This window comes from Pseudarthrobacter enclensis (genome assembly GCF_030811655.1).
Taxonomy (GTDB): Bacteria; Actinomycetota; Actinomycetes; order Actinomycetales; family Micrococcaceae; genus Arthrobacter; species Arthrobacter enclensis_A.
Window position 1 is genome coordinate 185578 of sequence record NZ_JAUSRE010000006.1, and the last position, 23807, is coordinate 209384.

Sequence of the window (23807 nt, forward strand, 5' to 3'; positions counted from 1 at the left end):
TGCAGGCGTTCAGCCAATCGCCAGGGCCTGCTGTGAGCTCCGCAACTTGCCAAGGAGTCAGGGGATGGAAGAATGCATCACAGTGCCGGAACCGGGACCACCGGCCGGCAGCCGAATCTTCTCTGGAGGGTCTCCTTTGCCAGGCATGAACCTGACGCGCGCCGAAGCCCGTGAGCGCGCCGAACTGATCACCGTCGAGTCCTACGAAGTCAGCCTGGACCTGACGCGCGGCGGAGAGGTCTTCGGCAGCACCACCACCGTGAAATTCACTGCATCTGCGGGCGCATCCACCTTTATTGATGCCATCACCCGGACTGTTCACAGCGTGACCCTGAACGGCCGCAGCCTCGACCCCGCAGCCGTCTCGGACGGGATACGTATCCAGCTGCCCGACCTGGCCGGGCACAATGAACTGACGGTCGTGGCAGAGATGCCCTACATGAACACCGGTGAAGGCCTGCACCGGTTCGTTGACCCGGTGGACAACGAGGTCTACCTGTACACGCAGTTCGAGGTTCCCGACTCCCGCCGGATGTTCGCGGTCTTCGAGCAGCCGGACCTGAAGGCAACCTTCGCTTTCACTGTCACGGCGCCGTCACACTGGGACGTGGTTTCCAGCTCCCCCACCCCCGAGCCGGTGGACGCCGGGGACGGCACGGCCCGGTCCACGTGGACGTTCGCGCCGACACCCCGGCTGTCCTCCTACGTCACAGCCCTGATCGCCGGCCCGTACCAGTCCGTCCGCAGTGAGGTCACGAGTTCGGACGGCCGGGTCATCCCGCTTGGGGTTTTCGCCAGGAAGTCGCTGATGCAGTACCTGGATGCGGAGAACATCTTCGAACTCACCCGGCAGGGTTTCGGATTCTTCGAGGCACAGTTCGGCTGCCCCTACCCGTTTGAAAAGTACGACCAGCTCTTCGTGCCGGAGTTCAACGCCGGAGCCATGGAAAACGCCGGTGCGGTCACCATCCTGGAAGGCTACGTCTTCCGCAGCAAGGTCACCGGCGCCCAGATCGAGCGCCGCGCCATTACCGTGCTGCACGAACTGGCCCACATGTGGTTCGGAGACCTGGTGACCATGCGCTGGTGGAACGACCTCTGGCTCAACGAGTCCTTCGCCGAGTACATGTCGCACCTGGCGGCGGTGGAAGCCACGTCCTTCACCAGCGCCTGGACCACGTTCGCCTCCGTGGAGAAGTCCTGGGCCTACCGCCAGGACCAGCTGCCCACCACGCACCCCATCTTCGCCGAGATCAACAACCTGCAGGATGTGGAGGTCAACTTCGACGGCATCACGTACGCCAAGGGCGCCTCGGTACTCCGGCAGCTGGTGGCATGGGTTGGGCCGGAGCAGTTCATGGCCGGTGTCCGGGAGTACTTCGCCAAGCACGCCTGGCGCAACACCGAACTCCGCGACCTCCTGGTGGAACTGGAAAAGGCCAGCGGCCGGGACCTGGACGACTGGGGCCGGCAATGGCTGGAGACCGCCGGCGTGAACACCCTCGCTCCCGAACTGGAGGTGGACGGGGACGGGAAGCTGCGCTCCTTTGCAATCGTGCAGTCTGCTGTTCCGGAGTGGCCCACCATCCGGCCGCACCGCCTGGCCGTGGGTTTCTACAACCTGAACGGTGCCGGGAAGCTTGAGCGGGTGCACCGCGAGGAGTTGGATGTCGACGGCGAACGCACCGAGGTGCCGGAGCTCGCGGGCATGGCACAGCCGGACCTGGTCCTCGTCAACGACGACGACCTTGCGTACGCGAAGGTGCGCCTGGACCCGAAGTCCCTGGCCACCGCCACTGCCCACCTGAAGGATTTCGCCCAGAGCCTGCCCAGGACCCTCGTGTGGAACTCCGCCTGGGACGCCGCCCGGGACGGCGAGGCTCCGGCCCGCAAGTATGTGGAGCTGATCCTGTCCAACGTCGCCGCCGAGACGGATTCGTCCGTGATCCTGGTGCAGCTCCGCCAACTGGCCACCACCCTGAACTTCTATGTGGCCGAGGACCACAGGGAAGCAACCGCGGTCACCGCCGTGGACCGGCTGTGGGACCTGGCCTCCGGCGTTCCGGGCGGTTCCGACGCGCAGCTGCAGTTCATCAAGTCCTTCGCGCTCCTGGCCCGCAGCGCGTCGCAGCTTGACCGGGTGGCCGGACTGCTGGAGGGCTCCGCTGCCCTGGAGGGGCTGAGCGTTGACCAGGACCTCCGCTGGGAACTGGTGGCCTCCCTGGTTGCCGGCGGCCGGATGGGGCAGGAGGGCATCGACGCGGAACTGGAACGGGATAACACGTCCAGCGGCCAGAACGCGGCGGCCCTGGCCAAAGCCGCCATCCCCACGCCCGAAGCGAAAGCTGCCGCCTGGGACTCGATCGTGGTGAAGGGCGAACTGTCCAACGCGCTGCAGGGTTCGGCAGTCACCGGCTTCATGCGGGTGCTGGACCGCAGCCTGCTGGAACCGTACGCGGAAAAGTACTTCGCCGCCGTACCGGGGATCGTGGCAACCCGCACCCACGCCCTGGCCCAGCAGATCGTCGTCGGCCTCTACCCGGCGCTGCTGACCACACAGGAAACCATCGACCGGACGGACAGCTTCCTCGCCTCGCTGCCGGCCGAAAGTGCAGCGCTGCGGCGGATGATGCTGGAAAACCGCGACGGGGTTGCACGGGCCCTGCGCGCCCGTGCCGCCGACGTCGTTGAGGAAGGCAGTCCGCAGTGAGCCTTGGTGAACACCACTACGCGCTGACCGTGCAGTGGACCGGGAACCGGGGTGACGGCACCTCGTCCTACCGGAGCTACTCCCGCGACCACGACGTGATCGTTCCCGGCCTGCCGGTGCTGAAGGGTTCTGCCGACCCCACGTTCCACGGGGACCGGGAACGCTACAACCCGGAGCAGCTCCTCCTGGCCGCGCTGGCACAGTGCCACATGCTGTCCTACCTGCACGTGGCGGTGAAGCACGGGGTGGTGGTGACGGGCTACCGGGATGAGGCGTCCGGGCTTATGCGGCTCAACCGCGACGGCAGCGGCCAGTTCGAGCGGGTGGTCCTGCACCCGCTCGTAACGGTGGCCGATGCCGGCCACGCCGAACTGGCGGACTCGCTGCATCACGAGGCCAACCAGGTCTGCTTCATCGCCCGGAGCGTGAACTTCCCGGTGGAGCATGAGCCTGTCACGGTGGTGGGTTAGCCCGGTCTTCCCTGGGGGCAGCTCTACACGCCCGGCATTGCCCCAGGTTGCGGCGCTAGGGTTGAGGGACCACCATGCAATATCCCGAGGAGTTCCTTCCACCCATGATCACCACGTTGTCCCTACTCCCTCCTGCCCCCAGCCAGCCGAGTGGCGTGAGCATTCCTGGCATCGTGATCAGCCTGGGCATCGGCGTCGCCGTCTGGCTCGTGGCCACGTTCGTCATTTCCCGCATCACCAAGCGGGTGGCGTCTGGCAGCAACTTCTTCAAGAAGCCCACGTTCAAGTGGGTGGCGCCGGCACTTCGCGCCCTTGACCACGAACGCCGAGTCCAGCGCGCCGAGACCATCGGTTCGCTCCTCAACAGTGTGGTGGGCGTCCTGGTGGTGATCATCACCGGCATGTACGTGCTGCAGAACCTTGACATCAATATCGCACCGCTGCTGACCAGCGTGGGCATCCTGGGTGTGGCCATTGGTTTTGGCGCCCAGCAGCTCATCCGGGACTTCCTGGCGGGTATTTTCATTACCATTGAAGACCAGTACGGAATCGGCGACGTGATCGAAACCAGCGAGGTGGTGGGAGTGGTGGAGTCCATGGGGCTGCGGATCACCCGCGTCCGCTCCGACGACGGCGCCATCTGGTACCTGCGCAATGGCGAAATCCTGAGGGTGGGCAACCGGTCCCAGGGGCGGTACGTTCCACTGCACGAATCCGACGACGGAACGACCGACCAGGGCTCGGCGCACGTTGAGACCAAGAAGACTGACCAGAAAGCCGGGGACTAGCATGTCGCTTCCCATCGAGCCGCGCCCCGGGCAGCGGCCACAGTTGATGCAGAACGACCCTTTCAGCAAGCCGGACTACACGGACAGCTTCTACGACGCCGTGGGCGGTCACGAAACCTTCGTGAAGCTCATCGACGTCTTCTACGATGGCGTGGCCACCGACCCGGTGCTGCGCCCGATGTACCCCGAAGAGGACCTGGCGCCGGCAAAGCGCAGGTTCCTGATGTTCCTGGAGCAGTACTGGGGCGGGCCCACCACCTACGGCGAGGAGCGCGGCCACCCCCGCCTGCGCATGCGGCACATGCCCTTCAAGGTCACTCCCGAGGCAAAGGACCGGTGGCTGTTCCACATGCGCACCGCGGTGGACGCCCTGGAATTGCCGCCGCTGTACGAGGGAACACTCTGGGATTACATGGAGCGGGCCGCCCTGTCCATGGTGAACAGTCCCTCCGGTTCCTGATCCCGGTTCCGGCCTTCTCTGGCGCAGCGGCCTGCGGCTACAACAGGCCGCTGCCGGTCCGTGCCAGGACGTGGCCACGGGAACCGGACAGGCGGAACCAGCGGCCCGCGCGGTAAAGCTTTTGGTCGCCGTCCGCGAGGAACCCCAGCGCGAAGGCGGCGAACGCTGCACCGGCGGGCAGGCCGGCGTCGTCAAGCTCCCGCCCCCAGACGGCTGCCCGGGCGTTGTTCACGATGAGGGCTCCGGGCTTGTCCGGCACGATTCCTGCCACCTCGGCAATGCCTGCCTCAGCCGCCGCCCGCAAGTGGGCGTCGCTTACGGCCCCCAGCAGCTCCCATCCGCTCCGCGGGGCCCCAACCCCTGTCCATGACTCGGTGACGGTGGTGGGCGGAACGGGCAATTCGACGTCGTTCTCCCCTATGCGGGCCAGCCGGTCCAGGACGGATGACAAGGCAACGGTGACGTCCGTGGCGGACGGTTCCGCCAGTGCCATGGTGCGCAGGCCCAGGATGGTGGGGGTTGATTCGCCCAGGAGCCTGGGCCGCAGGACGCAGACGTAGGCGGCCAGGACGGGGCCGGCCGCCTGCAGCCTCATGGCACCGCCGTCGTCGATGGCCTTGGCCCGGGTGGCGAACGTTTTCAGGTCCGCCAGATCCCGGGGATCGGCGAAACGGAAGGACGAGGTGAGAAGTTCAGACACACCTATGACACTACCGGCTCCGTTCCGGTTGAGTGGTTCCCGGGGCGCCGTCTAGAGTCGGACCATGACTGAAGCCGAAGCCGGACTGCTGGCGCCGCCAAGCGGGGACCCAACCTCATCACTGATCGAATTGCTGGACCTTGGTGAGCTTGAGGGCGCCCGCACGGATGAGGATATTTTCCTGGGTCCGTCGCAGCGGCAGCCGCACCACAGGGTGTTCGGCGGGCAGGTGCTGGCGCAGTCGCTGGTAGCCGCCACCAGGACCGTGGACCCGGAGCGCTTTGTCCACTCAATGCACGGATATTTCCTGCGCCCCGGTGACGCCAACAAGCCCATCACCTTCGGAGTTCAGCGGCTGCGCGACGGCCGTTCGTTCTCCGCGCGGCGGGTGCACGCGTACCAGGAGGGCGTGCCCATCCTGTCAATGATCGCTTCTTTCCAGGGCGAGGACGAAGGAGTGGACCACTCCTCCGTCATGCCTGCCGGGATTCCGGACCCTGAGTCGCTGCCCAGCACGGCGGACCTGCTGGGTAAATTCGACCACCCGGTAGCCCGCCACTGGGCCTATGAACGGCCCTTCGACATCCGGCACGTCGACCCCCCGCTGTACGTATCCGCAGCGGGACCCCGGGAGGCGCGCAATGCCGTCTGGATGAAGACCTTCGGACCAATGCCGGACGACTCCAACCTGCACCGCGCTGCCCTTGCCTACGCCAGTGACTACACGCTGCTCGAGTCCATTCTCCGAAGGCACGGCCTCAGCTGGACCACCCCCGGGATGAACGTCGCCAGCCTGGACCACGCCATGTGGTGGCACCGGCCGGCGCGGGTGGATGAGTGGCTCCTCTACGTCCAGGAGTCCCCCAGTGCCCACGGCGCCCGCGGCCTGGCAACCGGCAGGATCTTCAACCGTGAGGGCCAGCACGTGGCGTCCGTGGCTCAGGAGGGCATGGTGCGTATTCCCCCCACCCCGGACGGGCCGTAGCGTCGGAGGCACGCAGAAGGCCGGCACCCCGATCTTGTCAGGGGTGCCGGCCTTCTGCATTCTGTCAGGCTGCGGGGTCCGCGCTTTTAGTCGCGGGTCAGGCGCCGGTGCGTGACACGGTGCGGCTTGGCAGCGTCGGGGCCCAGCCGCTGGACCTTGTTCTCCTCGTAGGATTCGAAGTTACCCTCGAACCAGTACCACTTGGAGGGGTTCTCGTCGTCGCCTTCGTAGGCCAGGATGTGGGTGGCCACCCGGTCAAGGAACCAGCGGTCGTGCGAAACCACTACGGCGCAGCCGGGGAACTCAAGCAGCGCGTTTTCCAGGCTGCTGAGGGTTTCGACGTCGAGGTCGTTGGTGGGCTCGTCGAGGAGCAGCAGGTTTCCGCCCTGCTTGAGGGTCAGGGCAAGGTTCAGGCGGTTGCGCTCACCGCCGGAGAGGACACCGGCCTTCTTCTGCTGGTCCGGGCCCTTGAAGCCGAAAGCGGCAACATAGGCGCGGGACGGCATCTCAACGTTGCCCACCTGGATGAAGTCGAGCCCGTCTGAGACGACTTCCCACAGGGTCTTGTTGGGGTCGATGCCGCCACGGCTCTGGTCCGCGTAGGAGATCTTGACGGAATCGCCGATCTTCAGGTCGCCGCCGTCGAGCGGCTCGAGGCCGACGATCGTCTTGAACAGGGTGGTCTTGCCCACGCCGTTGGGCCCGATGACGCCCACGATGCCGTTGCGGGGCAAAGTGAAGGACAGTCCGTCGATCAGGACCCGGTCCTCGAAACCCTTCTGGAGGTTCTTGGCCTCCAGCACCAGGCCGCCCAGGCGGGGTCCCGGCGGGATCTGGATCTCTTCGAAGTCCAGCTTCCTGGTGCGGTCTGCCTCTGCGGCCATTTCCTCGTAGCGGGCCAGGCGGGCCTTCGACTTGGTCTGGCGGCCCTTGGCGTTGGAGCGGACCCACTCGAGTTCCTCGGCGAGGCGCTTGGCCTGCTTGGCGTCCTTCTTGCCCTGGATCTCGAGACGGGCGCGCTTCTTTTCCAGGTAGGTGGAGTAGTTGCCCTCATAGGGGTAGAGGTGGCCGCGGTCCACTTCGGCGATCCATTCCGCCACGTGGTCCAGGAAGTAGCGGTCGTGGGTCACGGCCAGTACGGCGCCGGGGTAGCTGGAGAGGTGCTGTTCCAGCCAGAGCACGCTTTCGGCGTCCAGGTGGTTGGTGGGCTCGTCCAGGAGCAGCAGGTCCGGCTTCTGCAGCAGGAGCTTGCACAGGGCCACGCGGCGGCGCTCACCACCGGAGAGGTTGGTGACGTCAGCATCCGCCGGGGGGCAACGGAGGGCGTCCATGGCCTGCTCGAGCTGGGAGTCGAGGTCCCAGGCATCGGCGGCGTCGATGGCCTCCTGCAGCTTGCCCATCTCTTCGAGGAGGGTGTCGTAGTCAGCGTCAGGGCTGGCCATTTCCTCGGAGATCTCGTTGAAGCGCTGGATCTTGCCGTAGATCTCGCCAACGCCTTCCTGGACGTTGCCCAGGACGGTCTTTTCCTCGTTCAGCGGGGGTTCCTGCATCAGGATGCCCACGCTGTAGCCGGGGCTGAGCCTGGCCTCGCCATTGGAGGGAGTGTCCAGCCCCGCCATGATCTTGAGGATGGTGGACTTACCGGCACCGTTTGGGCCCACAACACCAATCTTGGCGCCCGGGAAGAAGGACATGCTTACGTCATCAAGAATGAGTTTTTCGCCAACGGCCTTGCGGGCCTTGGTCATTGTGTAGATAAATTCCGCCATGGTCTCAAATCTAGTGGGTTGGCGGGCAGAACTCACATTTTCGGCCGGCGGGACAGAGGGGTCAGGACCCCACGAAGCATTTGCCGCTGGCCAGCACGGGAAGGACTGTGACGGTCACTGCCCCTTCGCGCACCTGGCCGATGACGCAGTCCCGGCCCTGAAGCACCGCTGCTTCGATGGCGTCCGCCTCCAGCCCGGTTGGTGTTCGGCTCTGCGATACCTGAAGCTGCGACGCTGCAATACCGGCACCTGTGAGGGCGTCGCTGACCTGGGCCGTGGCCGGTTTTGGCGCTCCGGCAGCCAGCCTGGTCAGGGCGTCAGTGACGGTGACTTTTGCCTTTTCGGTGGCGGCGGCTGCGGCGGCAGACGCACCTCCGGAGGTGTCTGCCAGGGGTTGCGCGGAGGCACCGGCGCTTGGCGGTGCGGGATCCGCAGCGTGGCCAGGCCGTGCCGGTGCCGTGGTGCCGGCGGCCGGGGACGCTGATGACTGCTGGCTGCCGGTTGTTTCTTTCCCGGCCGGGCCGGCGACACAACCTGACAGGACAGCGGCCAGGACCGCCCCTGCCAATGCTGCACCGGCACAGGCTGTGTACCGGCGGGAAGGGGTCAGACGCATGCTGTCATTCTGCCACGGGTGCCGGGAGGCTCCTGACCCGCAGGGCCCGGAGTCACGCGGTCCGCATTGGCGGACGGACGGAAGGCGGTTCGGGGGTGCCGCCATTCCGTCTGCCCGGGACTGGATGGAACCGTTGGTACCTGATGGTGCTTCCTTAGACTTCGGCCAGCTCCCCCGTTTCCAGGTCCAGCGAGGCAAGTCCACCGTCATTGTCCTCAATGACGACGGCCGGGTGGCCGTCATCCTCAGGATGTTCGTCCTGGCGGTCCTCCGGTTCGTCCTGGACCTCGTCCATCCCGGGCACATCGGAAGCCGGCGGCTGTTCCACGAGGGACAGGGCCGGCCTGGAAGCCGTCCGGATGAAGTTGGCGGATCCAAAGGTGAGGTCGTGGCCCACGGTGTCCGCGTCAATGACGGTGGAGTGGTACACCCGGCCGTCCTTTTCCCAGGTGCGGATCTTCAGCTTGCCCACGACGATGACCGGCTGCCCCTTCCTGATGCTGCAGCCCAGGGTTCCCGCGAGGGCACGGTAGCCCTGGACGGTGAACCAGTTGGTGTGCCCGTCACCCCAGGTTTTGGTCTCCCGGTCAAAGCGCCGGCTGGTGGAACCGAGGCGGAAGGAAGCTGTTGCCACTCCTCCCGGCGTGGTGGAACTCGTAATTCCGGTGGCCACGAAGCCCCGGATAGTGATCGTTTCGCTCATGTCTATGTCCTGTCTGGATGGTGGCGCCCTTAGCAGGCACGACCAGCATGGCGCGGGATGGCCGCCTGACAGGAGGGGCCGATCCCCGTATGTGGACAACGGCCCGTCTGCATGCAGATGTGGAGGAGGAGTGGTTGGATGACACCGCCAGCATCCCGGGCAAGGTAAACTTTTCGAGGCACCGGCTGCAGGCCGGAAACCGATGCCTCAGTAGCTCAGGGGATAGAGCAGCGGCCTTCTAATCCGCCGGTCGGGGGTTCGATTCCCTCCTGGGGCACCTTTATGCAGGACGCCCCGGTCTTCGGACCGGGGCGTCCTGCATTTCGGCTATGCGTGCAGCCTGTGTGGCGCCTCCATGAGGGAGCGGATGACGCTGCCGGCCGAACCCAGCAGGGCTCCCGCTTCACCTACCGCGGACACTGTGACTTGCTCCGGCGCATACTTGCCCGGCGCATACTTGCCCAGGCTTTCCAGCAACGGGGCGCGCAGCCATGGTTCAAGGAGCGCAAAGTGGCCACCGAGGACCACCGATTGGATATCCACCACGCGCGCCGCGGACGCCAGCGCTATGCCGAGACTGCGGCCGGCGCGTTCGACGGCAGTCACCGGCCCGGGCTCGGCGGCCTTCAGCGCCTGCAGGAGCGCGGACATGCTCGCAGAGCGCGAACCGGTGTCCGGGACCAGCCCGGCGGCCGTGAAGATGGCATCCTGGCCGGCGACAGTTTCCAGGCAGCCCGTTCCCCCGCACGAACAATGTCCGCCATCCGGGTCCACCACGATGTGCCCAACCTCGCCGGCGTGGCCCTCAGGGCCGGTAAACAGCTCCGAGCCTATGACGATGCCTCCACCCACACCCACTTCGCCCGAGACAAACAGGAAGTCGGAAGCACCGTCCGGCCGGTCCCGAAGTTCCGCCAGCGCCGCTGCGTTCGCCTCGTTGAACAGCGCAACCCCCAGGGGTGCTTCGGGAAGCAGGGCATCCAGATCAAGGTCCACGTCCACCCAGCCCAAGTTGGGAGCGGTCAGCACACGGGCCCTGGCAGGATCCACGAGTCCAGGCACCGCCAGCCCTCCGCCCAGGACCTCCACCCCCCGCTCCCCTGCGGAACTCCGCACCCGCACGGCCAGGGCTGCGAGCGCTGCCAGCACCGGGGCGTGGGCACTGTTACGGTTATCGCGCTCCTTGACCTCCCGGATGAGGACCTTGCCGGTCAGGTCAACCACCGCCGCCGAGATGTAGTCGACGTTAATCTCCATGCCCATGACGGCGCGGCTGGGGTTAAGTTCCAGCCCAACCCCGGGGCGGCCGCGCCCCTGCGGGTTCAAGCCAACTTCGCGGATGAGCCCTGCGTCCAGGAGGTCCAGCACCAGGCTGGACACGGAAGCTTTGGTCAGTCCGGTAGCGGCGGCTACCTGGGCGCGGCTTGGGCAGGTACCTGGCGGAAACTCTGCGATGGAGCCCAGGACCAAAGCAAGGTTGCTGCGCCGCACATCACCCACGGTTCCGGGGGCTGCCCCTCCGGTCCCTGACACTGCAGGCGCCGGCATCACCATCACAAACCTCCCTGGTTGGGTACCCGCCGGATTTCCCGGCTCTTTCCCAGCTGAACTCTTGACCCCACCCTACGTCCGCTCATATAGTTCAAGCAATGAACTAAAGCTTCGCACTTCCGCGGAACACCCGATCGCAAGGACGCATCATGACTCTTTCCCCCACCCCCGCCGACAAGTTCACCTTTGGCCTGTGGACCGTCGGATGGACCGGCGCCGACCCGTTCGGTGTGGCCACCCGCAAAGCCCTCGACCCCATTGAGGCAGTCCACAAGCTCAGCGAACTCGGCGCGTACGGCATCACCTTCCACGACAACGACCTCGTTCCGTTCGACGCCTCCGCCTCGGAGCGGGAGCTCATCTTGAAGAACTTCCGCTCAGCCCTGGCCGAGACCGGGCTGAAGGTTCCCATGGTGACCACCAACCTGTTCAGCCACCCCGTGTTCAAGGACGGCGGCTTCACGTCCAACGACCGCTCAATCCGCCGCTTTGCCCTGTCCAAGGTCCTGCGGAACATCGACCTCGCCGCAGAGCTTGGTGCCGAAACGTTCGTCATGTGGGGCGGCCGGGAGGGCAGCGAATACGACGGTTCCAAGGACCTGGCGGCCGCCCTTGACCGGATGAAGGAAGGCGTCGACACCGCCGCCGGCTACATCAAGGAGAAGGGCTACAACCTCCGCATCGCATTGGAGCCCAAGCCCAATGAGCCCCGCGGGGATATCTTCCTGCCCACCGTCGGCCATGGACTGGCCTTCATTGCCCAGCTGGAACACGGCGACATCGTGGGCCTGAACCCGGAAACGGGCCACGAGCAGATGGCCGGACTAAACTTCACCCACGGCATCGCCCAGGCACTGTGGGCCGGCAAGCTCTTCCACATCGACCTCAACGGCCAGCGCGGCATCAAGTACGACCAGGACCTGGTCTTCGGCCACGGCGACCTCACCAGTGCGTTCTTCACCGTGGACCTGCTCGAGAACGGTTTCCCTGGCGGCGGCCCGAAGTACGACGGCCCCCGCCACTTCGATTACAAGCCGTCCCGCACCGACGGTTATGACGGCGTCTGGGAATCCGCCAAGTCGAACATGGCCATGTACCTGCTGCTGAAGGAACGCGCCCTCGCCTTCCGCGCGGATCCGCAGGTGCAGGAAGCCCTCAAGGCCTCCGGCGTCTTCGAACTCGGCGAACCCACGCTCAAGGCCGGTGAAAGCACGGCAGACCTGCTCGCCGACGCCGCCGCGTTCGAGAACTTCGACGCCGACAAAGCCGCCGAGCGCTCCTTCGCGTTCGTCCGGCTCAACCAGCTCGCCATCGAACACCTCCTGGGCGCCCGCTAAGCCATGGTGCTCGTCGCAGGAATCGACAGCTCCACCCAGTCCTGCAAAGTGGTCATCCGTGACGCGGACACCGGGACCCTGGTCCGCCAGGGTCGCGCACTTCACCCGGAGGGCACCGAGGTACACCCGGACCACTGGTGGACGGCGCTGCAAAAAGCTGTGGCCGACGCAGGCGGGCTGGATGACGTCGGCGCCGTCTCCGTCGGTGGCCAGCAGCACGGCATGGTGTGCCTGGACAGCGAGGGCGCGGTGATCCGCCCGGCGCTGCTGTGGAACGATACCCGGAGCGCCGGCGCAGCCGCGGAACTCATCACAAGTGCCGGCGGCGGAGATCCCGCCGCCGGCGCAGAGTACTGGGCCCGCACCACCGGCACCGTCCCAGTGGCCTCGCTGACGGTGACAAAACTGCGCTGGCTGGCGGAAAACGAACCGGAGAACGCGGCCAAAGTAGCCGCCGTATGCCTCCCGCACGACTGGCTGACCTGGCGGCTCGCAGGCTACGGGCCCGGCAGCGGCGCTGAGGGCCTGGCCGCGCTGCGGACAGACCGCTCGGACGCGTCAGGCACCGGGTACTACTCGACGGCGGAGGGCACCTACCTGCCCGATGTCCTGGTTGCGGCACTCGGCCACGTGCCGGCCCTGCCCAAGGTCCTCGCACCGTTGGAGTCTGCGGGGATGACGCAGTCAGGTGCCATCCTGGCTGCAGGTGCCGGTGACAATGCGGCCGCCGCCCTCGGTGCGGGCGCGGGCCTGGGCGACGTAGTGATGTCGCTGGGCACCTCCGGCACGGTGTTCGCCATCTCGGACACAGCTGCGGCAGACGCTTCCGGACTCGTAGCGGGGTTTGCCGACGCGGCGGGACATTACCTGCCGCTGGTGTGCACCCTGAATGCCACCCGCATCTTCGATGCCACGGCCGCTTTGCTGGGCGTGGACCTGCCAGAGTTCAACCGGCTTGCCTTGTCCGCCGGGCCCGGCGCCGGAGGCCTGACCCTGGTCCCCTACTTCGATGGGGAGCGGACGCCCAACCTTCCGGATGCCACCGGTTCGCTGCATGGCATCACGAGGGCGAATTACACGGCCGCCAACCTGGCGCGCGCCGCCGTCGAAGGGGTGGTCTGCTCCCTGGCGGACGGCCTGGCGGCACTGCGGGACCAGGGGGTGTCAGCCCGGCGGATCCTCCTGGTGGGCGGGGGCGCCCAGTCTGCGGCCGTGCAGGAAGTGGCGGCAAGGCTGCTGGGAACAGCCATTTCTGTCCCCCGGCCGGGCGAATACGTCGCCGACGGCGCGGCCCGGCAGGCTGTGGCGGCACTCACCGGACGATTCCCTGCCTGGGCGGCAGACGCCGTCGACTTTCCCCCGGGGAAGGACGACGCCGGTGTGCTGGCGAGGTACCGCCGGTTCGCTTCGTTGTACGTGTAAGGCAGGATAAGCAGCGGACAGGAGAAGGACCCGGACCATTGGGGGCATCCCCCGATGGTCCGGGTCCTGTCATGTGGGGCGCAGGCTCCTGCCGTGACGTAGCAGGAGCCCGCGGTCTGCATCAGGTCAGGCATACGGCAGGACGAGGTCCGCGTACCTCTCCTTGACCGTGGCCAGGACGGCGGCACCGTCCGTGTCCCAGATCTCCTGATTGAAAATTTCCACTTCGATGTCGCCCGTGTACCCGGCGTCGCGCACCCAGGTGCCGATCGTGGCGAAGTCCACCACGCCGTCTCCCATGTATCCACGGGAGAGCAGCGGATCGGCGGCAATGGGCATGTTGAAGTCGCACACCTGGTATGAGGCGATGCGGTTCTCCCGGCCGGCCCGTTCGATCTGCGCCTTAAGTTCCGGATCCCACCAGACGTGAAAGGTGTCGACGGCGACCCCCACCGCTGCCGCGTCGAAAGGCGCCGCGAGGTCCAGGGCCTGCCCCAGGGTGGAGATCAGTGCGCGGTCCGCGGCGTACATCGGGTGCAGCGGTTCCAGCACCAGGCGGACGCCGTTTTCCTGTGCGAACGGGACCAGGTCCGCGAGCCGGTCAGCCACACGCTGCCGGGCGCCCACGATGTCCTTTTCCCCCGGGGCGAGGCCGCCAACCACCAGGAACAGTTCCGTGGTGTCCAGGGCCACGGCTTCAAGGATCGCTGCCCGGTTGTCGGCCAGGGCGGCAGCCTGGCCGGCGGCGTCGGCGGCCGTGAGGAAGCCGCCGCGGCACAGGGAGGAGACGCGCAGTCCGGCGTCCTTGATCAGGCGCGCCGCCTTGTCCAGGCCCGCTTCCGCCACCCGGTCCCGCCAGGGGCCGATGGCCGGAATGCCGGCGTTCACGCAGCCCTCCACCACCTGGGCGAGGGTCCACTTCTTGGTGGTGGCGCTGTTGATGGAGAGGCGGGAGAAATCGCTCATGCTCCCACCCCGTTGATGCGCAGGTAGTCGGACATCCGGAAGGCGGCCAGCGCCGGATCCCTGAGGAGCCCGGCCTGGTCCGCCAGTTCGAAGGTCCTGGCGAGGTGGCACACGGAGCGGCCCGAGTGCAGGCCGCCCACCATCTGGAAGCCGGGCTGCTTGCCGTTGAGCCAGGACATGAAGGCGATGCCGGTCTTGTAGTAGAACGTGGGGGCGCTGAAGATGTGCTTGCCCAGTTCGCGGGTGGAGTCCAGGATCTCGCGTGCCCTGGCGGCGTTGCCGGCGTCGTAGTTCTGCAGTGCCACCGACGCAGCGGGGTAGATGGCCGCGAAGATGCCCAGCAGGGCGTCGGAGTGGTGGGTGCCGTCGCCGTCGATGAGCTCCGGGTAGTTGAAGTCGTCCCCGGTGTAGAGACGGACGCCGTCAGGCAGGGCTGCCCGCAGGGCGACCTCGTGGCCGGCGTCGAGCAGCGAAACCTTGACGCCGTCCACCTTGTCAGCGTTGTCCCTGATCAGGCCCAGGAAGGTTTCGGTGGCGGCCGGAACGTCCTCGGACCCCCAGTAGCCGGCGAGGGCGGGATCGAACATGGTGCCGAGCCAGTGCAGGATGACGGGCTGGTCCACTTCCTGCAGGAGGGTGGAGTAGACCGTGAGGTAGTCCTCGGGCCCGCGCGCTGCCTTGGCGAGGGCGCGGGAGGCCATGAGGATGACCTTGGGTCCGGCCTCGCTGACGACGGCGATTTGCTCGCGGTAGGCCTCCAGGACGGCCTTGATGCCGGCGTCGCCGGACGGCAGGGCGTCGATGTCGAGCTGGTCGGTGCCGGCACCGCAGGAGACGAGGTCACGGACGGTCTTGCCCGCGGTTGCCGCATTGCCGGCGGCGACCACCGAGGCCGCTTCGACGCCTGTGCGCTTGATGAGCTGCTGGGTGGCGGCCCAGTCGAGTCCCATGCCGCGCTGGGCGGTATCCATGGCATCGGCAACGCCCAGGCCGTAGGACCACAGTTCGTGGCGGTAGGCCATGGTGGCGTCCCAGTCCAGTCGGGCCGGGGCACCCGGGGTATTGTCTGCCAGGACGTCGGGGATGACGTGGGCTGCCGCGTAGGCCCGTCGTGCGGTCAGGGGTGCTGCGGGGCGGGCCCATGTGGCACCGCCCCGCAGCCGGTACTCCCTGGTGCCGCCGTCTTCGGAGGGAAGGATGAGGGACGTCATTAGAGGGTGATCTCCGGGATGTCGAGGGTGCGGCGTTCCTCGCTGGAGCGAAGGCCGAGTTCGGCGAGCTGGACGCCGCGGGCGGCGGACAGCAGGCCGAAGCGGTGTTCGCGGCCGGCGACCACGTCGCGGAGGAACTCCTCCCACTGCAGCTTGAAGCCGTTGTCCAGGTCCGCGTTGGCGGGTACTTCCTGCCACTGATCGCGGAAGGACTCGGTGACTGGCAGGTCAGGGTTCCACACGGGCTTGGGTGTATGGGCGCGCTGCTGGGCGACGCACTTGTTCAGGCCGGCAACAGCCGAGCCATGGGTGCCGTCCACCTGGAATTCCACCAGTTCGTCCCGGTAGACGCGGACGGCCCAGGAGGAGTTGATCTGGCCGATGACGTCGTCCCCGCCCGGGGTCTCCAGCTCGAAGATGCCGTAGGAGGCGTCGTCCGCGGTTGCCTTGTATTCCTTGCCCGCTTCGTCCCAGCGGGTGGGGATGTGGGTGGCGGTTGTGGCATTGACGCTCTTGACCTTGCCGATGATGCCCTCAAGGACATAGTTCCAGTGGCAGAACATATCGGTGGTCATGCCGCCACCGTCTTCCTTGCGGTAATTCCAGGACGGCCGCTGGGCGGCCTGGATGTCGCCTTCAAAGACCCAGTATCCGAACTCCCCGCGGATGGACAGGATGCGGCCGAAGAAGCCTTCATCCACCAGGCGGCGGAGTTTGACCAGGCCCGGGAGGTACAGCTTGTCGTGAACAACCCCCGCGGTGACGCCGGCCTCCTTGCCGATGCGCGCCAGTTCGATGGCCTCTTCCAGCGTTTCGGCCGTGGGCTTCTCCGTGAAGATGTGCTTCCCGGCCAGCATGGCCTTCTTCAGCGTCGCGGCGCGCAGGCTGGTCATGGACGCATCGAAGACGACGTCGACAGTGGGGTCGTTGATCACGGCGTCCAGGTCGGTGGTCCACTCCGAGACCTTGTGCTTCTCCGCCAGCTCGCGGATTTTGGCCTCGTTGCGGCCCACCAGGATGGGTTCCACCTGGACCCGGGTGCCGTCTTCCAGCGTGAAGCCGCCGGCATCGCGGATGGGCAGGATGGACCGCAGCAGGTGCTGCCGGTAGCCCATCCGGCCGGTGATGCCGTTCATGGCAATACGGATCGTTTTGGTTTCGAAGCCCATGTGTCCTCCACGGTGAGTAGGCGATGTTCTGACGCTCATTGGGAAAGCGCGTTCCCATTGGTTCAATGATGCACCCCGCGCTAATGGTTGGCAAGCGCTTTCCGGAAGAGGGGTGACCTGCCATAATGTGCTTAGCGTTTGAGCCCCCGACAGACAATCAGGAGATGCAGTGGCTGCAAGTACCCTTACCGAGGTGGCGCGCCTTGCCGGCGTCTCGCCCGCCACGGCCTCCCGCGTGCTCAACGGTTCTGCCCGCAAGCCGGGCAAGGACATCACCGAGCGGGTCCGGCAGGCGGCTGAATCGCTCGGCTACATCCCCAATGCGCAGGCCCAGGGGCTGGCGAAGTCCAGTTCCGGCCTGATCGGCCTGATCGTTCATGACATCGCCGACCCCTACTTCGCCGCCATTGCCAGGGGTGTCCAGGAAGCGGCAAGGGAACAGCACAAGATGGTGCTGCTGGCCACCACCGGCGGCGGACCGACGGAAGAAAGGGAAGCGGTGGCCGCGTTCGCCGCCCGCCGCGCTGATTCGATCGTCATCGCAGGGTCCCGTTCCTGCCGGACGGAGGACCAGGACGGCAACGCCGAACTCGCGGCAGAACTTGACCGGTACTGCCGGAACGGCGGGCAGGTGGCCGTTGTGGGACATCCCGTGGTGGGCGCCACTGTCCAGGAGGGCTACCACGTGGTGAGAGTCCCCAACCAGGAGCTCGCCCGCCGGCTGGCCGCGGAACTTGCGGCAGGCTGGGACGGCGACTTTGTCATCGTGGGCGGACCAGAGGGCCTGCTCACATCGGATGACCGCGTGCGCGGCTTCCAGGAAGGACTGGAGCGGGCCGGGCGGCCTCAGGCGGAAGTCCTCAGGACCGCGTTCAACCGGTCCGGCGGATATGACGCCGGGCTTCAACTGGCTGGACGGATCAAAGCGCCCGGGTCGGGAGAGGCTGCGCCGAAGCTCTGCATTTTCGCCGTCAACGACGTGATGGCCATCGGAACGGCAGCGGCGCTCCGGGCAGAGGGGCTCCGTATCCCCCGCGACGCCGCGATCGCCGGCTTCGACGACATCGAAACCCTGCGGGACTTCCGGCCTGCCCTCTCAACCGTCCGCCTGCCCCTGGAAGATATCGGGCGGCTTGCCACCCGGGCCACACGCGGCCGGCCGGACGGCGAAGAGGGCGAAGAGGCCGCTCCGGGCGCCGTCACCGGCGAGGTCACGCTGCGGCGCAGCACCGAAGCGGCGTGACAACTCCCCGTGGGCTCTCCGCCATCCCCGCATGTCCGGAAGCCGGCGGACCCCGGCCCGCGATCCTGGTACTGCCCGGAGGCGGCTATGCCCGCCAGGCGGACCATGAGGCGGAGCCCGTGGCGGACTGGCTGGCCGGCCTGGGCATCCATGCGTTCGTATTGCGGTACCGGGTGGCCCCGGACCGGCATCCGGCCCCGCTGGAGGATGCCAAGGAAGCCATGCTTTACATCCGCAGCGGGCAGCACGGGCTGGCTGTTGACAGTGGGCGCGCAGGCGTCCTTGGTTTCTCGGCCGGCGGGCACCTGGCCGCCACCCTCTCCACGGCAGCCGCCACGGGGAATCCGAGCCTGGACGTGCCTGCCGCCGTTCCGGATCTTTCGGTACTTTGCTACCCCGTGGCTTCCATGACCTCCCAAGCGCATCAGGGATCTGTGCAGAACCTCCTGGGCGACGCGCCGCCGTCGGATCTTCTGACGGCCCTGTCAGCGGAACTGAACGTCACGCCCCTCACGCCCCCGGCGTTCCTCTGGCACACTGCCGACGACGCGGCCGTGCCTGTGAGCAACAGCCTGAACTACGCCAGGGCTCTCTTTGCCGCAGGCGTTCCCGCGGAACTCCACGTCTTTCCGCACGGACGGCACGGCCTGGGACTTGCCACAGGCGAGCCCGGGCCGCAGCAGTGGACGTCGCTATGCGCCGCATGGCTGCAGCGCGCCGGGTGGACGCATACCGCTGCAGCAAGCGCAGCTAGCCCAGTGCGCGGATAATCCAGCTGGCAGAATGGGATCCGCCGGGCTGCAGGTGCACCAGGTCCGTCCCGGAATGCAGGGCGTCAGGCGGGCACGTCATGGGTTCCACCGCCAGGCCAAGACGGTCGGGCCCCGCGGGTTTGTCCCCGGTGTGCACCTGGACCCAGGGCCACTCCGGCCCCCACTCCAGTTCAACACCTGTCCCCGACGGATCCGTCACCCGGACCCGGGCCAAACCGGCAGCGTCCCGGCCAAGGGTCGTAAAAGCGTGGTCGATCTTCACCTGCGCCAGGCGCCGCGGGGAGCGGAAGTCGAAGCGGCCCTGGTCAACCTGCCGCATTCCCACGGGGAGCAGCCGGTCCGGCGTGACCTCCAGGTAGGTATCGGCGGGAAGTTCCAGCGACCAGTCATCCAAGGGCGAAGGACCGGCCACGAGATAGGGATGCGGGCACACTCCGTACGGTACTGAAACAGAACCGGCGTTGACCGCCTGCACCGTTCCCTGGAGGCCGTCGTCCGAAAGGGAGTACGTGACCGTTAGTTCCAGGTCGGCGGGGTAATCGGGGCCTGACGGAATGCGGCAGCGCAAGACTGCCTGGGGCGCCGTAGCCTCAACAAGTTCCCATGCCCGGTGGATCGCAAGGCCATGGAGGGCGGAGCCCCGTTCGGGTTCGTTGACAGCGGCGGCGTAAGACCTGCCGGCATAGGTGTACGTGCCGTCCGCGAGCCGGTTGGGCCAGGGGGCACAGATGACTCCGCGGTAGTCGGGCACGGCGCCCTCCGGGCCAAAGCCCACCACCAGGTTCCTGCCGTTGTGGCGCAGTTCGCGCAGCGCCCCGCCCCGGAGGGTTACGACGGCGGAGTAGGGTCCGTGGGCGAGGTGGACTTCGGTTTCGGGCATGAATTCCCTTTGGGTCGCTGGGTGTTAGCGCTCATCAGCGTACCTCACCCGGTCCCCCGCAATGGCTAAGGTTGCTGCATGGAATCCGCCGCTGACCAGGATCTCGTCGCAGCCGTCAAGGCGGCGCTTCGCGCGATGGCCGACCCGGAGCGGGCTGCCGGCGCGCAGGCCTACATGAAGTCCCGGATTCCTTCGCTGGGCGTCAGGGTACCCGAGGTTCGGCGGGTCACTGCCCAGGCCGTCCGGGACTTTCCGCCCGCGTCCGCGGCGCAGCTGCGCGCCACCGTCCTGGAACTGTGGCGGAGCTCAACCTTCCGGGAGGAGCGGTACGCCGCCATCGACCTGACGGCACACCGCCTGCTGGGCGGCTGGATGGACATGCTTCCCGTGTACGAGGAGATCATCAGGACGGGCGCGTGGTGGGATTTTGCCGATGGCGTGTCCGGCCGGATCTGCGGCCTGCTGCTGGCGCACGGCGAAACCATGTCCGCCGTCCTCAGGCAGTGGAGCCGCGATCCGGACGTGTGGATCCGCAGGGCTTCCATTACCTCCCAGCTTCGCGCCGGAAAGGCCACCGACCCCCAACTGCTCGCGGACGTCATCGAACAGAACATCGGAGACCCCGAGTTCTTCATCCGGAAGGCGATCGGCTGGGCGCTGCGGCAATATGCCAGGACTGCACCTGAATGGGTGGAGGCGTTCGTCAGCCGTCACCCGGGCGCTTTGAGCCCACTGTCGCAGAGGGAGGCCCTGCGGCGCCTGGGGGGCGCGGCAGCAACCGGGAAGTGATGGCCGGGCGTTAAATCACGGGCCGTTCGACGACGGGTTCGTGCGTTTTGCGGAACAGCCGACGGGTCCCGGGATCCCAAAAGATCAGGTACAGGGCAAACAGGAGCGCCGTCAGCGCTGCGGCCACCCTGGCCAGGGCCAGGGCAAAGCCCAGGTCCTGGGTCTGAAGATACGGGAACACGTCCAGCTGGTCCGAGATGGCATAGATCATGAAGAAGGACACCACGAAATACAGCGCCTTCACCTGCCAGTCGTTGCGGATGCCGGTCACGGCGAACAGCGGTATCAGCCAGACGACGTACCAGGCCTGGATGATGGGGGCCAGCAGCACCACCGCTGCCAGGGAGAGCGTAAGGCGGCGCATGAGGCGGTCGTAGTCCCCCTTGAAAACCTGCCAGGCGATGATGCCCACCGCAAGCAGCTTCCCGGCGTCGAACACCCAGCCGGCGGGAACTGATCCGTCGAAACCCAAAGCCGTGGCCAGGGATGCAACCACCATGCCGATCAGGCCCACGGGGGCATACCAGATGGAGATGCTGCCGGGAGCTGAGAGGCCGTTGATCCAGCCAAAGCCAAATCCGTTAACCATGCTCATCGCGGTCAGGAGCCCCAGGCTCAGTCCGGCCGTCAACGTCCAGAAGGCCATCTTTCGGAGCCATCCTGCCTTCCTGCCGGCCCACAACAGGCCGATGAACGGCAGGAAGACAATGGTGATGGGTTTCACCGCGATGGACAGCGTGACCAGAATGATGGCGCGGATCTGCCGGTGGGTTGCGGCATAGTACAACCCGGCCAGGGCCAGCCCGATCATCAGTGAGTCGTTATGCACACTGGCGATGAAGTTGGTCAGGAAGAGCGGATTGGCCACGGTGAGCCAGAGTGCCCTGTGGGGGTTGACGCCGTGCAGTTCGGCGAGGCGGGGCACGTAAATGACGCACAGCGCTACCCCGGCCAGGGAGGCCAGGCGGAACAGCATGATGCAGGTCTCGGGCTGGACGCCGGTGACCCATACGATGAACTGTTCAAGCCATAGGAACAGCTGTCCGTAGGGAACCGGCGCCTCGGTCCACATCTTGTCGGCGCCGAGCTGGAAGTAGTTGGACAGGGCGGAGATGCCGTGTTCGTAGGGGTTGAATCCCTCCACCATCAGGCGCCCCTGGCCGATGTACGCGTATACATCGCGGCTGAACAGAGGCACGCTGAACGCCATGGGAAGTCCCCAGGCCACCACGGCGGTCAGGGTTGCCCTCCGCGCCTGGTCACCCCACACGCGGACTTTCTGCCCAAGCCGGAGCCACGCGCGCACCAGCAGCATGCCCCCTCCGGCCACCAGGACAATGGACAGGGCCACGCCCGGGGCCTCGGTGCGCATCCAAATGAAGAGGGGCATGCGGCGCAGCTCGGAAACGGGGGCCAGCCAGCCAACACCGATCGATCCGATCAGCATGAACATGGAACCCAGGAAACCGGCAAGCAGGGGCGAGCGGGGATTGTCCACCTCGGCACTGCCTTCCCCGGCAATGCCGGCCGCCGCCATCTCCCCCATCGCGGGCACGGGCGCCGTCATTTCAGGATCGTCCAATCTTCGTGCGTTTCCGCTGTTCACCCGGCGGCCCACGCGGGCTGGCCGGGACAAGGTTTAAAGGGCGGAAGGGCGACCCGCCGTGTACCCGAAATCCTAGCATCGGCCGGGCGTCAGGGAGTGTAACGGTAGGCTGGTCCGGTGCCTATATCTAACGAACGAATCGTCTGGATCGACTGCGAAATGACCGGTCTGGACATCAAGAACGACGCCCTGATCGAGGTGGCAGCCCTGGTCACTGATTCGGAACTGAACATTCTCGGGGACGGCGTTGACGTCGTCATCAAACCCGACGACGCCGCCGTAGCGCAGATGTCCGATTTCGTCCGCGACATGCACACCAAGTCAGGGCTGTTGGCGGAACTGCCGAACGGCAAGACGATGGAAGAGGCGGAAGCCGCCGTCATGGAGTACATCTCAAAGTGGGTCCCGGACCCGCGGAAGGCACCGCTCGGCGGCAACTCGGTGGGGACCGACCGCGTCTTCCTCTCCCGGGACATGCCCGCCGTGGTGGAGCACCTCCACTACCGTGTCATTGATGTCAGCACCATCAAGGAGCTCTCCCGCCGCTGGTACGCCAGGGCCTATTTCCAGTCACCGGCCAAGAAGGGCGGCCACCGCGCGCTGGGAGACATCAAGGACTCGATTGATGAACTCCGCTACTACCGGGAGGCAGTCTTCGTTCCCGCCCCCGGACCCGACAGCGCCACGGCGCAGAAGATCGCCCGGGCCATCACCAATGGGGGTGCCGGAGTGGAGGCGGCAGAGTAATCTGCGCCACGTTCGGATGAAATTTTGCTGAAAACGGCAAAAGTGGACAAAGCACCCCTTCCGAGCAGGTAAGCTATTTGAGTTGCGTTTCCAGGGAGCCGCTGAGGCGAGAATCCCTTGAGGCACATGGTGGGCGTAGCTCAGTTGGCAGAGCGCCTGGTTGTGGTCCAGGAGGTCGCGGGTTCAACCCCCGTCGCTCACCCTCACGGGGCGGCATATGCAGCCGTCAATAAGGGAGGTCGCACCGGATATCCGGTGCGGCCTCTTTTGTTGTGGCCCGCCGGGGTACGTGCATTGCAGCCCGGGGACACCGCGAAGCCAAAGGACTACTGACATGACCGTTCTGCCGATCACCATCTGGGGCGAGCCCGTCCTGCACCGCCGCGCTGCCGAGGTGGAGGTATTCGACGACGAACTGCGGACCTTGATCGCCGACATGTTCGAAACCAACGATGCCGCAAACGGTGTTGGCCTTGCCGCCCCGCAGATCGGCGTCGGCAAGCGCATCTTCGTCTACAAGTACGCCAATGACGACGGCGCTCCCCCAACCGGCGTCGTGGTCAATCCTGTCCTCACTCTCTCCAAGGTTTCCGGGGCGGCACCGGACCCGGACGAGGAGGAAGAGGGCTGCCTGTCCTTCCCGGGTGAGCAGTACCCGCTTAAACGCGCCGAATGGGCCCGTGTTGAGGGCTTCGACGGGGATGGAAATCCCGTCAGGTTTGAGGCCACGGGCTGGTTCGCCAGGGTGATCCAGCACGAGTACGACCACCTGGACGGCAAGCTGTACGTCAACCGCCTGATTGACCGCTACTCCCGGAAGGCCATGAAGCAGGCCAAGAAGAACGGCTGGGGCGTTCCGGGGCTGACCTGGATGCCCGGCGTCGATCCGGATCCGTTCGGCCACTGAAGCCT

At 66.5% G+C, this 23807-nt stretch carries 22 protein-coding genes and 2 tRNA genes; 14 read left to right on the forward strand and 10 right to left on the reverse strand.

Going from position 1 to position 23807, the window contains the following annotated elements; genetic code table 11:
- Positions 1-145: 145 nt before the first annotated feature.
- From pepN to J2X98_RS07975, 4 genes are all read left to right on the forward strand, one after another.
- On the forward strand, positions 146-2710 hold the full coding sequence (gene pepN, locus J2X98_RS07960) for an aminopeptidase N (protein ID WP_307306366.1): 2565 nt from the start codon (positions 146-148) through the stop codon (positions 2708-2710).
- Entirely contained in the window at positions 2707-3180 is a 474-nt protein-coding gene (locus tag J2X98_RS07965; protein ID WP_141941806.1) for an OsmC family protein, read from the forward strand. Before pepN ends, J2X98_RS07965 begins: the two co-directional genes overlap by 4 nt.
- 104 nt (positions 3181-3284) lie before the next feature.
- Positions 3285-3968 carry a mechanosensitive ion channel family protein gene (locus tag J2X98_RS07970; RefSeq protein ID WP_141946378.1) on the forward strand — a complete coding sequence of 228 codons (684 nt, stop codon included), beginning with the start codon at positions 3285-3287 and terminating at the stop codon, positions 3966-3968.
- Position 3969: 1 nt separating this feature from the next.
- The gene (locus J2X98_RS07975) at positions 3970-4428 is read left to right on the forward strand and encodes a globin (protein WP_307306373.1); all 459 of its coding nucleotides are present in this window, start codon (positions 3970-3972) and stop codon (positions 4426-4428) included.
- Between the two features lie 37 nt (positions 4429-4465).
- Here J2X98_RS07975 and J2X98_RS07980 read toward each other — a convergent pair whose 3' ends face one another.
- Positions 4466-5128 carry a hypothetical protein gene (locus tag J2X98_RS07980; protein ID WP_307306376.1) on the reverse strand — a complete coding sequence of 221 codons (663 nt, stop codon included), beginning with the start codon at positions 5126-5128 and terminating at the stop codon, positions 4466-4468.
- Between the two features lie 64 nt (positions 5129-5192).
- On the opposite strand from J2X98_RS07980, the gene J2X98_RS07985 reads away from it, so the two are divergent.
- Positions 5193-6113 (forward strand): acyl-CoA thioesterase, encoded by a 921-nt coding sequence (locus J2X98_RS07985; protein ID WP_141941811.1) that lies wholly within the window; start codon positions 5193-5195, stop codon positions 6111-6113.
- Between the two features lie 86 nt (positions 6114-6199).
- On the opposite strand, the gene ettA is transcribed toward J2X98_RS07985, so the two are convergent.
- The 3 genes from ettA to J2X98_RS08000 form a co-directional block, all read right to left on the reverse strand.
- Positions 6200-7882, reverse strand: coding sequence for an energy-dependent translational throttle protein EttA (gene ettA / locus J2X98_RS07990; RefSeq protein WP_141941813.1), 1683 nt, complete (start codon positions 7880-7882; stop codon positions 6200-6202).
- A gap of 61 nt (positions 7883-7943) precedes the next feature.
- Positions 7944-8498 (reverse strand): DUF6993 domain-containing protein, encoded by a 555-nt coding sequence (locus tag J2X98_RS07995; RefSeq protein WP_307306384.1) that lies wholly within the window; start codon positions 8496-8498, stop codon positions 7944-7946.
- A gap of 154 nt (positions 8499-8652) precedes the next feature.
- Positions 8653-9201 (reverse strand): single-stranded DNA-binding protein, encoded by a 549-nt coding sequence (locus J2X98_RS08000; protein ID WP_141941817.1) that lies wholly within the window; start codon positions 9199-9201, stop codon positions 8653-8655.
- Positions 9202-9405: 204 nt separating this feature from the next.
- Here J2X98_RS08000 and J2X98_RS08005 point away from each other — a divergent pair.
- A tRNA-Arg gene (locus tag J2X98_RS08005) sits at positions 9406-9478 on the forward strand.
- A 50-nt stretch (positions 9479-9528) separates the two neighbouring features.
- Here the strand turns inward: J2X98_RS08005 and J2X98_RS08010 are convergent.
- Positions 9529-10755: an ROK family transcriptional regulator gene (locus tag J2X98_RS08010; RefSeq protein ID WP_307306387.1), complete on the reverse strand. Its 1227-nt coding sequence runs from the start codon at positions 10753-10755 to the stop codon at positions 9529-9531.
- A gap of 146 nt (positions 10756-10901) precedes the next feature.
- Between J2X98_RS08010 and xylA the strand changes: the two genes are divergently transcribed.
- Positions 10902-12089, forward strand: coding sequence for a xylose isomerase (gene xylA / locus J2X98_RS08015; RefSeq protein WP_141941820.1), 1188 nt, complete (start codon positions 10902-10904; stop codon positions 12087-12089).
- Positions 12090-12092: 3 nt separating this feature from the next.
- Complete coding sequence (gene xylB / locus J2X98_RS08020) at positions 12093-13511, forward strand: xylulokinase (protein ID WP_307306391.1); 1419 nt, start codon at positions 12093-12095, stop codon at positions 13509-13511.
- Positions 13512-13637: 126 nt separating this feature from the next.
- Here xylB and J2X98_RS08025 read toward each other — a convergent pair whose 3' ends face one another.
- Genes J2X98_RS08025 through J2X98_RS08035 form a run of 3 tightly spaced genes read right to left on the reverse strand, consistent with a single transcriptional unit; the run spans position 13638 to position 16857 of the window.
- Positions 13638-14477 carry a sugar phosphate isomerase/epimerase family protein gene (locus J2X98_RS08025; RefSeq protein ID WP_307306393.1) on the reverse strand — a complete coding sequence of 280 codons (840 nt, stop codon included), beginning with the start codon at positions 14475-14477 and terminating at the stop codon, positions 13638-13640.
- Positions 14474-15688, reverse strand: coding sequence for a dihydrodipicolinate synthase family protein (locus tag J2X98_RS08030; protein WP_307306397.1), 1215 nt, complete (start codon positions 15686-15688; stop codon positions 14474-14476). Before J2X98_RS08030 ends, J2X98_RS08025 begins: the two co-directional genes overlap by 4 nt.
- Positions 15688-16857, reverse strand: a complete 1170-nt coding sequence (locus J2X98_RS08035) for a Gfo/Idh/MocA family protein (protein ID WP_307306399.1) — start codon at positions 16855-16857, stop codon at positions 15688-15690. The genes J2X98_RS08030 and J2X98_RS08035 overlap by 1 nt, the downstream gene beginning before the upstream one ends.
- Before the next feature lie 169 nt (positions 16858-17026).
- Between J2X98_RS08035 and J2X98_RS08040 the strand changes: the two genes are divergently transcribed.
- Positions 17027-18100: a LacI family DNA-binding transcriptional regulator gene (locus J2X98_RS08040; protein ID WP_307306402.1), complete on the forward strand. Its 1074-nt coding sequence runs from the start codon at positions 17027-17029 to the stop codon at positions 18098-18100.
- Positions 18097-18870, forward strand: coding sequence for an alpha/beta hydrolase (locus J2X98_RS08045; RefSeq protein WP_307306406.1), 774 nt, complete (start codon positions 18097-18099; stop codon positions 18868-18870). Before J2X98_RS08040 ends, J2X98_RS08045 begins: the two co-directional genes overlap by 4 nt.
- Here the strand turns inward: J2X98_RS08045 and J2X98_RS08050 are convergent.
- On the reverse strand, positions 18851-19753 hold the full coding sequence (locus J2X98_RS08050; protein ID WP_307306409.1) for an aldose 1-epimerase family protein: 903 nt from the start codon (positions 19751-19753) through the stop codon (positions 18851-18853). The two genes, J2X98_RS08045 and J2X98_RS08050, sit on opposite strands and share 20 nt — an antisense overlap.
- Before the next feature lie 78 nt (positions 19754-19831).
- Between J2X98_RS08050 and J2X98_RS08055 the strand changes: the two genes are divergently transcribed.
- Positions 19832-20542 (forward strand): DNA alkylation repair protein, encoded by a 711-nt coding sequence (locus J2X98_RS08055; protein ID WP_307306412.1) that lies wholly within the window; start codon positions 19832-19834, stop codon positions 20540-20542.
- Positions 20543-20552: 10 nt separating this feature from the next.
- On the opposite strand, the gene mptB is transcribed toward J2X98_RS08055, so the two are convergent.
- Positions 20553-22109: a polyprenol phosphomannose-dependent alpha 1,6 mannosyltransferase MptB gene (gene mptB / locus J2X98_RS08060; protein ID WP_307306416.1), complete on the reverse strand. Its 1557-nt coding sequence runs from the start codon at positions 22107-22109 to the stop codon at positions 20553-20555.
- Between the two features lie 156 nt (positions 22110-22265).
- On the opposite strand from mptB, the gene orn reads away from it, so the two are divergent.
- From orn to def, 3 genes are all read left to right on the forward strand, one after another.
- On the forward strand, positions 22266-22895 hold the full coding sequence (gene orn / locus J2X98_RS08065; RefSeq protein WP_141941838.1) for an oligoribonuclease: 630 nt from the start codon (positions 22266-22268) through the stop codon (positions 22893-22895).
- A 129-nt stretch (positions 22896-23024) separates the two neighbouring features.
- Positions 23025-23097 (forward strand) — tRNA-His (locus tag J2X98_RS08070).
- A gap of 132 nt (positions 23098-23229) precedes the next feature.
- The gene (gene def / locus J2X98_RS08075; RefSeq protein ID WP_307306422.1) at positions 23230-23802 is read left to right on the forward strand and encodes a peptide deformylase; all 573 of its coding nucleotides are present in this window, start codon (positions 23230-23232) and stop codon (positions 23800-23802) included.
- Positions 23803-23807 lie beyond the last annotated feature (5 nt).

Coding starts and splice junctions, on each gene's coding strand:
- J2X98_RS07975 (WP_307306373.1), top strand. CDS start 3,970: ATGTCGCTTCCCATCGAGCCGCGCCCCGGGCAGCGGCCACAGTTGATG.
- J2X98_RS08010 (WP_307306387.1), bottom strand. CDS start 10,755: ATGGTGATGCCGGCGCCTGCAGTGTCAGGGACCGGAGGGGCAGCCCCC.
- J2X98_RS07995 (WP_307306384.1), bottom strand. CDS start 8,498: ATGCGTCTGACCCCTTCCCGCCGGTACACAGCCTGTGCCGGTGCAGCA.
- mptB (WP_307306416.1), bottom strand. CDS start 22,109: ATGACGGCGCCCGTGCCCGCGATGGGGGAGATGGCGGCGGCCGGCATT.
- J2X98_RS08055 (WP_307306412.1), top strand. CDS start 19,832: ATGGAATCCGCCGCTGACCAGGATCTCGTCGCAGCCGTCAAGGCGGCG.
- xylA (WP_141941820.1), top strand. CDS start 10,902: ATGACTCTTTCCCCCACCCCCGCCGACAAGTTCACCTTTGGCCTGTGG.
- J2X98_RS08035 (WP_307306399.1), bottom strand. CDS start 16,857: ATGGGCTTCGAAACCAAAACGATCCGTATTGCCATGAACGGCATCACC.
- J2X98_RS08025 (WP_307306393.1), bottom strand. CDS start 14,477: ATGAGCGATTTCTCCCGCCTCTCCATCAACAGCGCCACCACCAAGAAG.
- J2X98_RS07970 (WP_141946378.1), top strand. CDS start 3,285: ATGATCACCACGTTGTCCCTACTCCCTCCTGCCCCCAGCCAGCCGAGT.
- J2X98_RS07985 (WP_141941811.1), top strand. CDS start 5,193: ATGACTGAAGCCGAAGCCGGACTGCTGGCGCCGCCAAGCGGGGACCCA.
- J2X98_RS08050 (WP_307306409.1), bottom strand. CDS start 19,753: ATGCCCGAAACCGAAGTCCACCTCGCCCACGGACCCTACTCCGCCGTC.
- ettA (WP_141941813.1), bottom strand. CDS start 7,882: ATGGCGGAATTTATCTACACAATGACCAAGGCCCGCAAGGCCGTTGGC.
- pepN (WP_307306366.1), top strand. CDS start 146: ATGAACCTGACGCGCGCCGAAGCCCGTGAGCGCGCCGAACTGATCACC.
- J2X98_RS08030 (WP_307306397.1), bottom strand. CDS start 15,688: ATGACGTCCCTCATCCTTCCCTCCGAAGACGGCGGCACCAGGGAGTAC.
- J2X98_RS08000 (WP_141941817.1), bottom strand. CDS start 9,201: ATGAGCGAAACGATCACTATCCGGGGCTTCGTGGCCACCGGAATTACG.
- xylB (WP_307306391.1), top strand. CDS start 12,093: ATGGTGCTCGTCGCAGGAATCGACAGCTCCACCCAGTCCTGCAAAGTG.
- def (WP_307306422.1), top strand. CDS start 23,230: ATGACCGTTCTGCCGATCACCATCTGGGGCGAGCCCGTCCTGCACCGC.